Annotated in this window: 11 protein-coding genes; 4 read left to right on the plus strand and 7 right to left on the minus strand. The window is 72.3% G+C overall.

All coding sequences use genetic code 11. The features are described from left to right. Window positions 1-35: 35 nt before the first annotated feature. The 3 genes from ACFZAT_RS19450 to ACFZAT_RS19460 all read right to left on the minus strand — a co-directional run bounded on the left by ACFZAT_RS19450 (window position 36) and on the right by ACFZAT_RS19460 (window position 2118). Window positions 36-617, minus strand: coding sequence for a dihydrofolate reductase family protein (locus ACFZAT_RS19450; RefSeq protein ID WP_391265451.1), 582 nt, complete (start codon window positions 615-617; stop codon window positions 36-38). 33 nt (window positions 618-650) lie between these two features. After that, window positions 651-1259, minus strand: coding sequence for a dihydrofolate reductase family protein (locus ACFZAT_RS19455; RefSeq protein WP_391265452.1), 609 nt, complete (start codon window positions 1257-1259; stop codon window positions 651-653). 76 nt (window positions 1260-1335) lie between these two features. Next, window positions 1336-2118, minus strand: coding sequence for a polysaccharide deacetylase family protein (locus ACFZAT_RS19460; RefSeq protein WP_391265453.1), 783 nt, complete (start codon window positions 2116-2118; stop codon window positions 1336-1338). A 182-nt stretch (window positions 2119-2300) separates the two neighbouring features. Between ACFZAT_RS19460 and ACFZAT_RS19465 the strand changes: the two genes are divergently transcribed. Next, on the plus strand, window positions 2301-2888 hold the full coding sequence (locus tag ACFZAT_RS19465) for a DUF664 domain-containing protein (RefSeq protein WP_391265454.1): 588 nt from the start codon (window positions 2301-2303) through the stop codon (window positions 2886-2888). A 3-nt stretch (window positions 2889-2891) separates the two neighbouring features. On the opposite strand, the gene ACFZAT_RS19470 is transcribed toward ACFZAT_RS19465, so the two are convergent. From ACFZAT_RS19470 to ACFZAT_RS19480, 3 genes are all read right to left on the minus strand, one after another. Then, on the minus strand, window positions 2892-3815 hold the full coding sequence (locus ACFZAT_RS19470) for an RNA polymerase sigma-70 factor (protein WP_391265455.1): 924 nt from the start codon (window positions 3813-3815) through the stop codon (window positions 2892-2894). 28 nt (window positions 3816-3843) lie between these two features. Next, a complete protein-coding gene (locus ACFZAT_RS19475) occupies window positions 3844-4317 on the minus strand; it encodes a carboxymuconolactone decarboxylase family protein (protein ID WP_391265456.1) in 474 nt (157 codons plus the stop codon). 100 nt (window positions 4318-4417) lie between these two features. Beyond that, window positions 4418-5308: a MerR family transcriptional regulator gene (locus ACFZAT_RS19480; RefSeq protein WP_391265457.1), complete on the minus strand. Its 891-nt coding sequence runs from the start codon at window positions 5306-5308 to the stop codon at window positions 4418-4420. A 148-nt stretch (window positions 5309-5456) separates the two neighbouring features. Between ACFZAT_RS19480 and ACFZAT_RS19485 the strand changes: the two genes are divergently transcribed. Beyond that, on the plus strand, window positions 5457-7169 hold the full coding sequence (locus ACFZAT_RS19485; protein WP_391265458.1) for a sel1 repeat family protein: 1713 nt from the start codon (window positions 5457-5459) through the stop codon (window positions 7167-7169). A 9-nt stretch (window positions 7170-7178) separates the two neighbouring features. On the opposite strand, the gene ACFZAT_RS19490 is transcribed toward ACFZAT_RS19485, so the two are convergent. Then, a complete protein-coding gene (locus tag ACFZAT_RS19490; RefSeq protein WP_391265459.1) occupies window positions 7179-10463 on the minus strand; it encodes a S41 family peptidase in 3285 nt (1094 codons plus the stop codon). Window positions 10464-10626: 163 nt separating this feature from the next. Between ACFZAT_RS19490 and ACFZAT_RS19495 the strand changes: the two genes are divergently transcribed. Together ACFZAT_RS19495 and ACFZAT_RS19500 are read left to right on the plus strand one after the other, a co-directional pair. Continuing rightward, a complete protein-coding gene (locus tag ACFZAT_RS19495; RefSeq protein ID WP_391265460.1) occupies window positions 10627-11199 on the plus strand; it encodes a TetR/AcrR family transcriptional regulator C-terminal ligand-binding domain-containing protein in 573 nt (190 codons plus the stop codon). A 123-nt stretch (window positions 11200-11322) separates the two neighbouring features. Further along, a complete protein-coding gene (locus ACFZAT_RS19500) occupies window positions 11323-13551 on the plus strand; it encodes an MMPL family transporter (protein WP_391265461.1) in 2229 nt (742 codons plus the stop codon). Window positions 13552-13657 lie beyond the last annotated feature (106 nt).

Consider the following 13657-nt stretch of genomic DNA (forward strand, 5'->3'; position numbering starts at 1 on the left):
CGCCCCGCTCGTTCAGGACTTCGCGGCGGCGGAATTCACCGTGCGGGACGGATGACGTCGAAGACGTTCTTCTGGATGCCGTTGGGGAACGCCTCGTGCTCCACGAGCTTCAGGTGCCGGGTGTCCTTGTCGGCCGCGCTGAACAGGCGCTTGCCGGCGCCGAGGAGGAGCGGGAAGACGAGGAGGTGGTAGCGGTCGATCAGACCGGCGTCGGAGAGGGCCCGGTTGAGGGTGGCGCTGCCGTGCACGATGAGCGGGCCGCCCTCGGTCTCCTTGAGCGCGGCGACGTCGTCCAGGGAGCGCAGGATGTGGGTCTCGCCCCAGGTGTCCACGAGCCCGTCCTCGGTGAGCGTCGTGGACACGACGTACTTGGGCATCGCCTTGTAGCCGGCGAACTCCGCCATGCCCGGCCAGACGGGGCTGAACGCCTCGTAGCTGACCCGCCCCATCAGGAGCGCGCCGGCCTCCTCCTGCTCCCGGCCCTTGATCTCGTACGCCTCGGGCAGGAAGTCGATGTCCTTGAAGGTCCAGCCGGAGTTCCGGTAGCCGGGCTCGCCGCCGGGGGCCTCGACGACACCGTCGAGGGAGACGAAGGCGGTGGTGATGAGCGTGCGCATGGGTGACGTCCTCGGGGAAGGTGCGGGTGGGGGCTACTGGTAGCTGTCGTACGTCGGGCGGCCCGTCGGGCGGTAGACCGCCAGGACCGTACCGCCCTTCGTCGCCGTGACGCTGACCGGCTCCAGCGCGGTCGGGATCGCACCGTCCGCGAAGAGGCGCTTGCCGGTGCCGATGATCACCGGGTGGATGGTGAGGCGGTACTCGTCGACCAGGTCCTCGCGCATCAGGGTCTGGGCGAGGTCGCCGCTGCCGACGACGTTGATGTTGCGGCCCTCGGTCTCCTTCAGACGGCGTACGGCCTCGGCGGTGTCACCGGTCAGGAGGGTGGAATTCTGCCAGTCCAGGGACGTCAGGGTGCGGGACGCCACGTACTTCCGCATGGCGTTCATCCGCTCCGTGAACGGGTTGGCCGGGTCGGCGGTCGGCCAGTACGAGGCGAAGATGTCGTACGTCTTGCGGCCGAGGAGCATCGCGTCGGTGTCCTCGTACCAGCCGCCGATCGCCTCCCCCACCTCGTCGTCGGACGTCGGCTTCTGCCAGCCGCCGTGCGTGAAGCCGCTCTCGGCGTCCTCGTCCGGGCCGCCGGGGGCCTGCATGACGCCGTCGAGGGTCAGGAACGTGGAAACGATGATCTTGCGCATGGGGTGCGCTCCTTCCGTCGAGAGGTAGACGCCGGGAGCGCCCGAAACTCATCGGCGGAGGCGTACTTCGCCGGCCTCACCGCACCGGGAAGCCGTACGCGTACCCCTGCTCCCGCAGCCACGGAAGGGCCCGGCCCAGCGCGGCCAGGGTCTGGGAGCGGTCGCCGCCCGCGTCGTGGAACAGGACGGTCGGGCCGTTGGCGATCTCGCGCTCCACGGTCGCCACGATGGCGTCCGCGCCGGGGTGCTCGAAGTCCTTGGTGTCGACGTTCCAGCCCAGCGGCCGCATCCCGTGCGCGGCGGCGAGCTTCCGGCTGTACGGGGTGAACGCGCCGCCGGGGGCGCGGTAGTACTGCGGGTGGACGCCGCCCGACGCCTCGGTGATCATCCGCTCGGCGTCGAGGATCTCCTTGGCCTGGTACGCCTCGGGCTTCTTGTCCATCGTGACGTCGTGCGAGACGGTGTGGTCGCACAGGCGGTGACCGCCCGCCACGACAGCCTTGACCAGGCCGGGGTACGCCCGGGCCTGGGTGCCGACCATGCAGAACGTGGCCTTGACCCCGTTCTCCTTGAGCAGCTGGAGCACCTGGGGCGTCCAGGTCGGGTCCGGGCCGTCGTCGATGGTGATGTTGACGCCCTTCGGGCCCTTGTCCGAGGCGTGCGCGATGTCCTCCGCGACCGCTTCGGGCACGGACCGGCCGTGGCGCGGCGCGGACTGCGACGAGACGCCTGCCGCCCGCTGTCCGTCGGTGGTGCCGGCCTGCGCGGTCCACATCGAGGTGGCGGCGGCCAGCGCGGTGACCCCGAGAGCCGCCGCGATGAGCCGGCTGTGCCACGTCCGTTCCCTGTGCTTCGCCATGTCCGCCCGCCCCTTTGCCCGCCGTCGCCGCTGCTGCCGATGCCGTGTCTGCCCTGCTCCCACGAGGAGAGGCGGGAGCGCCCGGAGGCTGCCTCTGTTACCGATCGCGGACACTTCTGCGGGAGACCGGCGACAGAGGAGGGGCCTCCCCAAGCGGCGCCCGTGCTGGCAGAGTCGTGCGCATGATCGACGAAGACGCGGTGAAAGAGCGCCTCCACAACAATCTCCGGACCGTCCGCGAGGCGGTTCTCTGGAAGCTCGACGGGCTCGGCGAGTACGACATCCGGCGGCCGTTGACCTGGACCGGGACCAATCTGCTGGGCCTGGTCAAGCACCTGTCGTTCTGGGAGGCCCGCTACTTCGGGGACGTCTTCGGGCGGCCGTTCCCCGAGCCGCTTCCCCGGTGGCAGGACAACGAACCGGGCGGCCCGGAGATGTGGGCCTCCGAGGAGGAGTCCCGGGAGGAGATCGCCGGACGCTACCGGCGGGTGTGGGCGCACACCGACGCGACGATCGCGGCGCTCGCCCTCGACGCGCCCGGGCGGGTGGAGTGGTGGGGGCGGCCCGAGGTGCGGCTGTTCGACATCATGATCCACATGCACGGCGAGACCGCCCGCCACGCGGGCCACGCCGACATCCTCCGCGAACAACTCGACCACGCGACGGGCCGCGCGGCCGCGTTCACCGAACCGCGCCAGGACGACGCGTTCTGGGAAGCTCACCGCGCGAAGGTGGAACGCGCGGCGAAGGCGGCGGAGGGCGGCGCCTGACGCTCAGGCGTCCCGCCCGCGCAGCGCCCTCACCTCGCGGTCCGCCGCCCACGCGTCCGCGACCGGGCCCAGGTGGCCGAGCTTGTCCGGGTTGATGACCGAGCGGACCGTCTGGATCTGCCCGTCCAGGACGTCCAGGGACAGGATGTGGAGCACGCCGCCGTCGCGCACGCGGAACAGCGCCCCCGGGCGGCCGTTGACCTCGCGCGGTTCGCAGGTGATGCCCGCCTCGGCCATGAGCGGGTAGACCGTGGCGAGCAGCCGGGCCGCGTTGTCCGCGCCGACGACCGTCCGGGCCAGCTGCGGGGCCTTGCCGCCGCCGTCGCCGACGAGCTGGACGTCGGCGGAGAGCAGGCTCCGCAGCCCGTCCACATCGCCCCGGGACAGCGCGTCGAAGAACCGGCCCGCCAGCTCCCGCTGTTCCGCGCGGTCCGCCTCGAACCGGGGCCGCCCCTCGTGCATGTGCCGCCGGGCCCGTACGAGCAGCTGACGGCAGGCCGCCTCGGAGCGGCCCACCGCCGCCGCGATGTCGCCGAAGCCGAAGGCGAAGACCTCCCGCAGCACGAACACCGACCGCTCCAGCGGACTCAGCCGTTCCAGGAGGAGCAGGGACGCCATCGACACCGAGTCCGCCAGCTCGGCGGCCCGCGCCGGGTCCGCGTACGGGTCCTCCAGCAGCGGCTCCGGCAGCCACGGGCCGACGTACTCCTCCCGCCGCACCCGGGCCGACCGCAGCACGTCGATCGCGATCCGGGTCACCGTGGTGGAGAGGAACGCCTTCACCGAATCCGGCCGGGTGGCCGAGGCGTCGTAACGGAGCCAGGTCTCCTGGACGGCGTCCTCCGCCTCCGCGACGCTGCCCAGGATGCGGTACGCGATCGAGAACAGCAGCGCCCGCAGCTCCTCGAACTCCTCGGCCTTGCCCATGCCCGTTCCTCTCCCTCGTAGCTTCCGCTCAGTGGAACTGTCCGGGCTTGTAGTCGCCCGCCGGCTGCTGCGTGATGATGTTCAGCCGGTTCACCGCGTTCATGAACGAGACCAGCATGACGAGTGCGGTCAGCTGCTCCTCGTCGTAGAACTCGGCGGCGTACGCCCAGGTCTCGTCGTCCACCCCGGTCGCGGCGTCGGCCGTACGCGTGCCCTGCTCGGCGAGGGCGAGGGCCGCGCGCTCGGCGTCGGTGAACACGGTGGCCTCCCGCCAGGCCACGACGAGATTCAGCCGCACCGCGCTCTCCCCGGCCGCGACGGCCTCCTTGGTGTGCATGTCGATGCAGGCCGCGCAGCCGTTGATCTGGCTGACCCGGAGCGCGACGAGCTCCTGCGTCGCGGCGGGCAGCGGCGAGTCCTTCAGCTCCCGCCCGACGGCCATGAAGTACTTGAGGGCCTTGCCGGCGACGGGGCTGGTGAAATAGTTGAGCCGTGCGTTCATCGGGTGCTCCTCGGGATCGCTCTGGTGCGTACATTCCCGGGACGAGACAGGGGGTGCGGCTGTGACATGGCCCCTCGCGATGTGACGCAGGTCTCCTCGGCTACGCCGCCGTCCGTACGCGTACGGCCTCGGCGGCCCAGTCGAGCGCGGGGCCCGGGTTCTCCGGAGCCGGCCAGCCGTTGATCACGGCGAGCAGTTCCACGTACCGGTCGCGGCGCGGATCGTTGAGGCGCCGGAGCCGGGGGAGGAGCCCGTCCGGGCGGGCGTGCTCGGCGGTGAGGGCCGCGACGACCGGGTCCGCGTCGGGCGAGGCGGGGTCGATCCCGGCGGTCAGGGCGGGGGCGACGAGATCGCGTACGGCGGCGGCGAAGGTGCGCCGGGGGACGCCTCCCCGGGGCTGCTCGGCGGCGACCTCCCGGAGGGTCCGCCGCAGCCCGGCGCGGAAGTCGGGGTCCTGGGCCAGCGCGGCCCACTCCGCCCAGGCCCGGGTCCGCTCGGCATCGTGATCGCCGGGCAGCTCCGGTGTCAGGGTGCGGGCGACGCCGTCGAGCGCGAGGCCGTCGAAGACCGCGTGCAGGAAGTCGGTGACGAGGCGGCGGCGTTCGTCGTCGGTGAGCCGGGCGAGCTGGTGCATGAGATCGGTCTCCTCAGGGGTGAGCCGGCGCTCGGCCACGGCGGCCAGCAGCGCCTGCCGCAGGCGCAGGACGCGGATCTGCGCCTCCAGCGCCTCCACGTGCGCCGCGGCGACTTCGGGCAGCGGCAGCTCCCGGTCGGCCACCCCGCGGATCGTGTCCAGGCCGAGCCCGAGCTCCCGCAGGGTCCGTACGAGGCCGAGGCGCGCGACGGCGTCGGGGCCGTAACGGCGGTAGCCGGCCGGGGTGCGGGCGGACGGCGTCACGATCCCGCGATCGGAGTAGTACCGGACCGTCTTCACACTGAGCCCGCTGCGCCGGGCCAGCTCCCCGATCGAGAGGAGCGCGTTGTCGTCCATGGGGCCAGCTTGGGGTCTCCCGCCGGGGGAGAGGCAAGCCGGGCCGTACGCTCGCGCGCACCGGGGGGTGAGGCTCCGGCGGCCTCGACCGGCTGAGGCAACCGGGCCCGGGGCGAGTCGGTCCCAACTCGCCTGGCAGCATGCGCCCATGACCACCCAGGACATACAGACCCGGGGCGAGGCGCTGGTCGCCGCCGCTCTGGCCAAGGACGCGAAGGCCGCCCACCGGCACACGGACTTCTTCGTGTTCGGGAGACACATCGACGAGGGCATCCCCTACTGGGAGCGGGCCGCCGAGGCCGGGGACATCTGGTCGCACTACACGCTCGCCCGGTACCGGAAGATCCGGGGCGACCGGGCGGCGGCGGACGCGCTGTACCGGGCCGTCGCGGAGTTCGACGCGGGGTCCGCGTACGGGCTCGGGGTGCTGCTGCGCGAGGACGGGCGGAACGACGAGGCCGCCGAGTGGCTGCGGCACGCGTGGGAGTACGGACGGCACCTCGAAGCCAAGATCGAGCTCGGAAAGCTCATGGCCGCCGAAGGGCGGGCCGCGGAGGCGTCCGCGTTCCTGATGAGCGACACCGAACTGGGGGACATCGCGGTCTTCCGCTGGTCGCAGCTCTTCGACTCGTTCGAGGAGGTCTTCGACCGGGTCGCCGCGGCCCTGGACACCGCCGAGGCCGACGAGGACGGCGCTGCCGCCCTGGCGGCGGTGCGGGAACTCTTCGAGCTGGACGCGCACTTCGCGGACTACCCGGGACTCGCCCCGCGCGCCGACGCGCTCTACCGCCGGGGCTCCGAGCTCAGCGCCGAGGCGGGGATGTACTACGCGATGTTCCTCACCGAGACCGGTGAGGAGTCCTGGCCCGAGGCCATCGAGCTGCTGCTCCGGGCCCGTGAGGAGGGCGTCCCGCAGGCCGCGGCCCTCCTCGGCAACAAGTGCGAGCAGCGCGGCGAGATGGCGATGGCCGAGCGCGCCCACCTCCTCGCCGTCCGGGCGGGCGAGGAGGCGCCGAAGTGGAACCTCGGGATGCTCTGCCTGCGGTTCGGCCGGTACGACGAGGCCGAGCGCTGGTTCCGTGAGTTCGGCGAGGACGACCAGGACGCCGTGCGGCAGCTCGCCAGGATTGCCGCGCTCCGCGAGGGCGGCCCGCGCGCCGCCGACGAGCCCGACTACCGGCAGCTGTCCGTACTGCGCGAGCGGGCCGAGGCCGGGGACGTACGGGCCGGGTACGAGTACGCCGACATGCTCAACGACTGGGGCGGCAAGAACGCCCGCCACCTGATCCCCTGGATGGAGCCCGCCGCCCGCGCCGGGGACGCGGACGCGCTGTACGACCTGGCTCAGCTGTGCGCGAAGCTGCGCCGCTTCACCGACCGCGACACGTGGCACCGCAAGTCCGCCGAGGCGGGGGACCAGCACTCCTGCCACCACATGGGCCGGCTCTCCGACTTCCACCACGACTACCAGGAGTCCGAGCGCTGGTACGTCCGCGCCGCCGGCCTCGGCTCCCGCCTCGACTCCATGATCGCGGGCAAGCTGATGGTCCAGCGCCAGGCGTACGCGGAGGCCGAACCGTACCTCCGCCGGGCCTGGGAGGAGGGCGACGACAACGACGCCTTCCGCACGGAGACCGCCGGCTACTACGGCACCGCACTGCGCCATCTCGACCGCCTGGCCGAGGCCATGACCCTCCTGGCGACCGCCGTCGAGGGCTGGCGCGACGTACGACGCCTCTACGACACGGACGACCTGGACGTCCTGGCCCGGATGATCGACCCGGAGAAGGAACTGGAGGCGCTGGACGAGGCGTTGGACGCGGAGCTGGACGCCGGGCTGGAGGAGGACGACGAGGAGTGAGCCTCCCGCCTACCTCGGCGGCAGCGGGGGCCGCCTGCGGTCCGGGGCCGTGTCGTACGTGGGCGGGGTCGCCGGGGGATGGGCCGCCAGGAGGTCCAGGGCGGTGCGGACCGCGTCGTCCAGGACCGCGTAGCGGCCCTCCGCCCAGTCCAGCGGGGTGCGCAGCGCCTCCAGGTCCGGTTCGACGCCGTGGTTCTCGACGGACCATCCGTACGTGTCGAACCAGGCGGCGTTCATCGGCACCGTGATCACCGTGCCGTCGCCCAGCCGGTGGCGGCCGGTCATGCCGACGACGCCGCCCCACGTGCGCTGGCCGACGACCGGGCCCAGCTTCAGCAGGCGGAACGCGGCCGTGATCATGTCGCCGTCGGAGGAGGTCGCCTCGTCGGCCAGGGCGACGACGGGGCCCCGGGGGGCGTTGGAGGCGTACGAGACGGGCTGGGCGTTGCGGGTCAGGTCCCAGCCGAGGATCGTCCGGGTGAGCTTCTCCACGACCAGCTCGCTGATGTGGCCGCCGGCGTTGCCGCGTACGTCCACGATCAGCGCGGGGCGGGAGACCTCCATGCGCAGGTCGCGGTTGAACTGCGCCCAGCCGGAGCCGCCCATGTCGGGGATGTGGAGGTAGCCGCACCGGCCGCCGCTCAGTTCCCGGACGACCTCGCGGCGCTTGGCGACCCAGTCCTGGTAGCGCAGGGGGCGTTCGTCGACGAGGGGCACGATCGCGATGCGGCGCGGACGGCCCCCGCCCTCCGCCGGGCGGAAGGTCAGCTCGACCGTCGTGCCGCCCGCCGCCGCCAGCAGCGGGTACGGCCCGGCGACCGGGTCCACCGGCCGGCCGTCCACATGGGTCAGCACCGCCCCCTCGCGGATTCCCGTACCAGCCAGCGGGGAGCGGGCCTTGGAGTCCGAGGAGTCGCCGGGCAGGATGCGCAGCAGGGTCCAGCCGCCTTCCCGGCAGGCGAAGTTGGCGCCGAGCAGGCCGATCGCGCGCTGGTAGTGCGGCGGGCCCTCGTTGCGGCGCGCGGGCGCCACGTACGCGTGCGAGGTGCCCAGCTCGCCCAGCACCTCGCGCAGCAGGTCCGCGAACTCGTCCGGCGTGGCGACGCGTTCGACGAGGGGGCGGTACTGGTCCAGGACCGCCGGCCAGTCGATGCCGCACATGTCCGGCTCCCAGAAGTACGAGCGGATGATGCGGCCCGCCTCGTCGTACGCTCCGCGCCACTCCGCCGCCGGGTCCACCTCGTGCAGGATGCGGCGCAGGTCCAGATAGACGGTCGAGTCGAGGTCGCCGGGCTCCGTGGCGGGGACCGCGCGCAGCTCGCCGTCGTCCATCACGACCAGCCGGGAGGCGTCGCCGCTGACCTCGAACCAGTCGAGATGGCCCACGAGTTCGGTCTTCTTCGCCTTGGCGATGCTGAAGTGCTCCAGGGTCGGCCGGCCCGACATGTCCGCCGGGTTGGCGAAGGTCTCGCCCAGCGCCCCGGAGATCGGCCAGCGCAGCCACACCAGACCGCCGCCGGACACGGGCGCCAGCGCGGAGTACTTGGAGGCGGAGACCGGGAACGGCGTGACCCGGCTCTGCAGGCCCTCGAACTCGACGGTGACCGTCGACCCCTCCGTCATCCCCGCCTCGGCGGTGTCGACCGGGTCCAGGCCGCCCGCCGCCGGCCGCCCGTCGGGCAGCAGGGCGAAGGGGGACGGGGTCGCCGAGGAGAGCGGCACCAGGTAGGGGCGGCAGCCGAGCGGGAAGGACAGGTCGCCGGTGTGGACGTCGTAGACCGGGTCGAAGCCGCGCCAGGACAGGAACGCCAGATAGCGGCCGTCGCCGGTGAAGACCGGGTTCTCGTCCTCGAAGCGGCCGTTGGTGACGTCCACGATCGCGGGCTCGCCCGGACCGCCGATCCGGGCCAGCTTGATCTTGCGCAGCGAGCGGCCGATGCCCGGGTGCGACCAGGTCAGCCAGGCGCCGTCCGGGGAGAACGCCAGGTCGCGGACGGGCCCGTTGACGGACCGGATCAGCTCGACCGGCTCGCCGGTGGCCGTCTCCTCGTCGGTGTCCAGGAGCAGCAGGCGGCCGTCGTGCGAGGCGATGGCGAGGCGTTCGCCGTCCGGGTCGGAGACCAGCTCCTGGACCCGGCCGATCAGGCCCGAGGCGAGGCGGCGGACCGGGCGGTCGCCGCTGGCGCGCGGCAGCGGGGCGATCTCGACCGCGTCCTCGCCCTCCGCGTCGGTGACGTACGCGACCTCGCCCCCGCTGCCCAGCATCTCCGGCAGCCGCACCCGTACGCCCGGGGTGTCCGAGATGGTGCGGGCGGGCCCGTCGCGGTGCGTGAGCCAGTACAGGCTGCCGCGTACCGACACGGCGCTCGCCCGGCCCGTCTCGTCCACGGACACCGCGTCCACATGGCTCGACGCCGGGACCTGGTACGTACGCCGCCCCGCGCGCGGCCCGCCGAGCCGGACCTCCAGCTTCCGGGGCACCGCGTCCGGGGTCTCCAGGTCGTCCACGAGCCACAGCTCGCCCGCGCACTGGTAGACCACGCGGCGCCCGTCGCTCGCCGCGTGCCGGGCGTAGAACGCGTCGTGGTCGGTGTGGCGGCGCAGGTCCGTGCCGTCGGGGCGGCAGGAGTAGAGGTTGCCGACGCCCTCGTGGTCGGAGAGGAAGGCGATCCGGCCGCCGACGAACATCGGGGAGTCGAGGTGCCCGCCGATGTCCGGGAGCAGCCGCTCGCCGTGCAGCCACAGCCGGCCCATGGCCCCGCCCCGGTAGCGCTTCCAGGCGGCCGGTTCGTGCGGCGGGGTGCCGGTGAGCAGCAGGGTGCGGCGCTCGCCGCCGGTGTCGGCGACCGCGATGTCGGAGACCGGGCCCCAGGGCAGCTTGCCGCCGGGGCTGCCGTCGGTGGGGACGCTGTAGGCCCAGGAGAAGTAGGAGAACGGCTGGTTGTGCGAGGAGACGGCGAGGATCTGCGCCGCGTCGCCGGGGTCGGGCGTCCAGCCGCAGACCCGGGTGTCGGTGGAGCCCCAGTGGGTGAGCCGGCGGGCCGGTCCCCCGGCGACCGGGGCGAGGTGGATCTCCGGGTCGAGGCTGCGCCATGACGTGTACGCGATCCGGGTCCCGTCGGGCGAGAACCGGGGATGGCCGGCTCTGGTGCGGTCGACGGTGACCCGCCAGGCCCGGCCGGGGCGCTCGCCCTCGGCGGCGAGCGGTGCGACCCAGAGGTCGTCCTCGGCCGCGAAGCAGAGCAGATCCTCGTGGAGGTGCGGGAACCGGAGATACGAGACGTCGTCACTCACCCCCCAATGCTTTCCGCGCGAAGGGGGCCCGGCAACTCAGAGAGGCCCGCCTTTTGTGGTGCGAGCCACAAGCGAAACCGTTTCGTTTCGCTCGGCGGGCGGGGTACCGTTCTGCTGTACGAAACGGTTTCGTTCGATGAGTCATCGGACAGGAGGTCGAACCATGGCACGCACACGGCTCACGCCCGAGCGTGAGAGCGAGCTGTACGCCGCCGTGCTCGACCTGCTCCGCGAAGTCGGCTACGACGCCCTCACGATGGACGCCGTCGCCGCCCGTACGCATTCCAGCAAGGCCACCCTCTACCGCCAGTGGGGGAGCAAGCCGGCGCTCGTCGTCACGGCCCTGCGGCACAACAAACCCGGCACCCTCGGCGATGTCGACACCGGCTCGCTGCGCGGTGACTTCCATGCCGTGCTCAGCCGCAGTGACGACTGTCAGATGGAGAAGGACGCCGCGCTGATGCGGGGTCTGAGCCATGCCGTCCACAACAACCCCGATCTCCTCCGGGCGCTGCGCGAACTGCTGGTCGAACCGGAGATGACCGGTCTCGACACGCTGCTGCGCCGGGCCGTGGACCGAGGAGAGGTGAGCCCGGACAACCCGGCGCTCAGATACGTACCGCACATGCTGATCGGCGCCTTCGCCACTCGGCAACTGGTCGAGGACCGCCCGGTCGACCAGGCATTCCTTCTCGATTACGTCGACTCCGTGATCCTCCCCGCTCTCGGCGTCTGACCTCAGGTCCCCGCGCTTTCCGCACGGCCCCCTCCCCAAGCCCCACCTGACACGCCGCTCTCGTCGTCGGGGTGGTTCCTCACGCCCATTTCCACTCAACGACCTGACCGGGAGTACGCCCCCGTGGCCACATTCCTCTACAAGCTCGGACGGCTCGCCTTCCGGCGCCGCCGCTATGTCGCCCTGATCTGGGTGGCACTGCTGGCGCTCGCCGGGTTCGGCGCGTCCTCCGCAGCCACCGCGACCTCCAGCTCCTTCTCCATCCCCGGTACGGAGGCCCAGAAGGCCTTCGACCTGCTGGAACAGCGCTTCCCGGCCGCCAGTGCGGACGGCGCCACCGCGCGCATCGTCTTCAAGGCCCCCGACCACGAGAAGATGACGGACCCGGCCAACAAGGCCGAGGTCAACAAGATCACCCGGGAGCTGAAGGAAGGCTCCGACCAGATCGCCTCCGTCACCGACCCGTACACCGGCAAGGCCGTCTCCAAGAACGGCTCCACCGCGTACATCTCCGTGTCGTACAAGGTCAACTCGATGGAGCTGACGGACGCGACCCGGGACGCGCTGGAGGACGCCGGCACCCACGCCCAGAAGAGCGGGATGACCGTCGAGATCGGCGGTGACGCGCTCCAGGTGATGCCGGAGACCGGCGCCACCGAGGTCATCGGCATCGCCCTGGCCGCCGTGGTCCTCGTCATCACCTTCGGCTCGCTCATCGCGGCCGGGCTGCCGCTGCTCACCGCCCTGATCGGGGTCGGCATCGGCGTCTCCACGATCACCGCCCTGGCCAACGTGCTCGACCTGGGCTCCACCACCTCCACGCTCGCGATGATGATCGGCCTCGCCGTCGGCATCGACTACGCGCTGTTCATCGTCTCCCGCTACCGCGCCGAGCTGGCCGAGGGCCGGGAACGCGAGGAGGCGGCGGGCCGGGCGGTCGGTACGGCCGGGTCCGCGGTCGTCTTCGCCGGGCTCACCGTGGTCATCGCCCTCGTCGGCCTGGCCGTCGTCAACATCCCGATGCTGTCCAAGATGGGCTTCGCCGCGGCCGGCACGGTCGCCATCGCGGTCCTCATCGCCCTCACCCTCGTCCCGGCCATGCTGGGCTTCGTGGGCAAGCGCGTCGTGGGCCGCAAGGCCCGCAAGGCCGCCGGCACGGCGGACAAGCCCGAGGCCAAGCCGAACATGGGCACCCGCTGGGCCCGCTTCGTGCTGCGCAAGCCGGTCTGGGTGCTGCTCGTCGGCGTCCTGGGCCTCGGCGCCATCGCCGTACCGGCCGCCTCGCTGGAGATGGGCCTGCCGGACGACGGCTCCCAGCCCACCAGCACCACCCAGCGCCGCGCCTACGACCTGCTCTCCGACGGCTTCGGCCCCGGCTTCAACGGGCCGCTCCTCGTCGTCGTGGACACCGAGGACAGTGCGGACGGCAAGGCCGCGGCCAAGCAGGTCGGCGACGAGATCGCCGGCATGAAGGGCGTCGTCGCCGTCACCCCGGCCACGTTCAACAAGGCCGGCGACGCGGCGATGATCACCGTCGTCCCGAAGGACCGCCCCAGCTCCGTCGAGACGGAGAACGTGGTCCACGCGATCCGCGACGCGGGCAAGGACATCAAGTCGGACACCGGCGCCGAGGTGCTGGTCACCGGTGCCACCGCGATGAACATCGACTTCTCGCAGAAGATGAACGACGCGCTGCTGCCCTACCTGGCGCTCGTGGTCGGCCTCGCCTTCCTGCTGCTGATGGTGGTCTTCCGGTCGGTCCTGGTGCCGCTGAAGGCGGCGCTCGGCTTCCTGCTCTCGGTCGTCGCGGCCCTGGGCGCGGTCGTCGCGGTCTTCCAGTGGGGCTGGCTCGGCTCGCTCTTCGGGGTCGAGCAGACCGGTCCGATCATGTCGATGATGCCGATCTTCATGGTGGGCGTGGTCTTCGGCCTCGCGATGGACTACGAGGTCTTCCTCGTCACGCGGATGCGTGAGGCGTACGTCCACGGCGAGAAGCCCGGCCAGGCCATCGTCACCGGCTTCAAGCACGGGGCGCGGGTCGTCACGGCCGCCGCCGTGATCATGATCGCGGTGTTCTCCGGCTTCATCGGCTCCAGCGAGCAGATGATCAAGATGATCGGCTTCTCGCTCGCCATCGCCGTCTTCTTCGACGCGTTCATCGTCCGCATGGCGATCGTGCCCGCCGTCCTTGCGCTGCTCGGCAAGCGCGCCTGGTGGCTGCCGCGCTGGCTGGACCGCGCGCTGCCCAACGTGGACGTCGAGGGCGAGGGCCTGCGCAAGGACCTGGACGAGCCGTCGTCCGGCGACGCGGGCCCCGAGTCCGGCGGGGAGCGTGAGCTGATCCGCGTGTGACCCACGCGGATGGAACTCCGGGGCCGCGTCCGAGCGGTGCGCGGCCCCGGCAGCCCGGGTTACCTGTGGGGACGGGGGGCCGGGGCGGCGAGAGCCCCCGTGCATG

It is taken from the genome of Streptomyces sp. NPDC008163, from assembly GCF_042956885.1.
Classification (GTDB): Bacteria; Actinomycetota; Actinomycetes; order Streptomycetales; family Streptomycetaceae; genus Streptomyces; species Streptomyces drozdowiczii_A.

What these genes read in the sequence shown, in the direction of transcription:
- ACFZAT_RS19470 (WP_391265455.1), bottom strand. Translation starts at nt 3,815, where the DNA reads ATGGGCAAGGCCGAGGAGTTCGAGGAGCTGCGGGCGCTGCTGTTCTCG.
- ACFZAT_RS19465 (WP_391265454.1), top strand. Translation starts at nt 2,301, where the DNA reads ATGATCGACGAAGACGCGGTGAAAGAGCGCCTCCACAACAATCTCCGG.
- ACFZAT_RS19485 (WP_391265458.1), top strand. Translation starts at nt 5,457, where the DNA reads ATGACCACCCAGGACATACAGACCCGGGGCGAGGCGCTGGTCGCCGCC.
- ACFZAT_RS19475 (WP_391265456.1), bottom strand. Translation starts at nt 4,317, where the DNA reads ATGAACGCACGGCTCAACTATTTCACCAGCCCCGTCGCCGGCAAGGCC.
- ACFZAT_RS19455 (WP_391265452.1), bottom strand. Translation starts at nt 1,259, where the DNA reads ATGCGCAAGATCATCGTTTCCACGTTCCTGACCCTCGACGGCGTCATG.
- ACFZAT_RS19480 (WP_391265457.1), bottom strand. Translation starts at nt 5,308, where the DNA reads ATGGACGACAACGCGCTCCTCTCGATCGGGGAGCTGGCCCGGCGCAGC.
- ACFZAT_RS19460 (WP_391265453.1), bottom strand. Translation starts at nt 2,118, where the DNA reads ATGGCGAAGCACAGGGAACGGACGTGGCACAGCCGGCTCATCGCGGCG.
- ACFZAT_RS19495 (WP_391265460.1), top strand. Translation starts at nt 10,627, where the DNA reads ATGGCACGCACACGGCTCACGCCCGAGCGTGAGAGCGAGCTGTACGCC.
- ACFZAT_RS19450 (WP_391265451.1), bottom strand. Translation starts at nt 617, where the DNA reads ATGCGCACGCTCATCACCACCGCCTTCGTCTCCCTCGACGGTGTCGTC.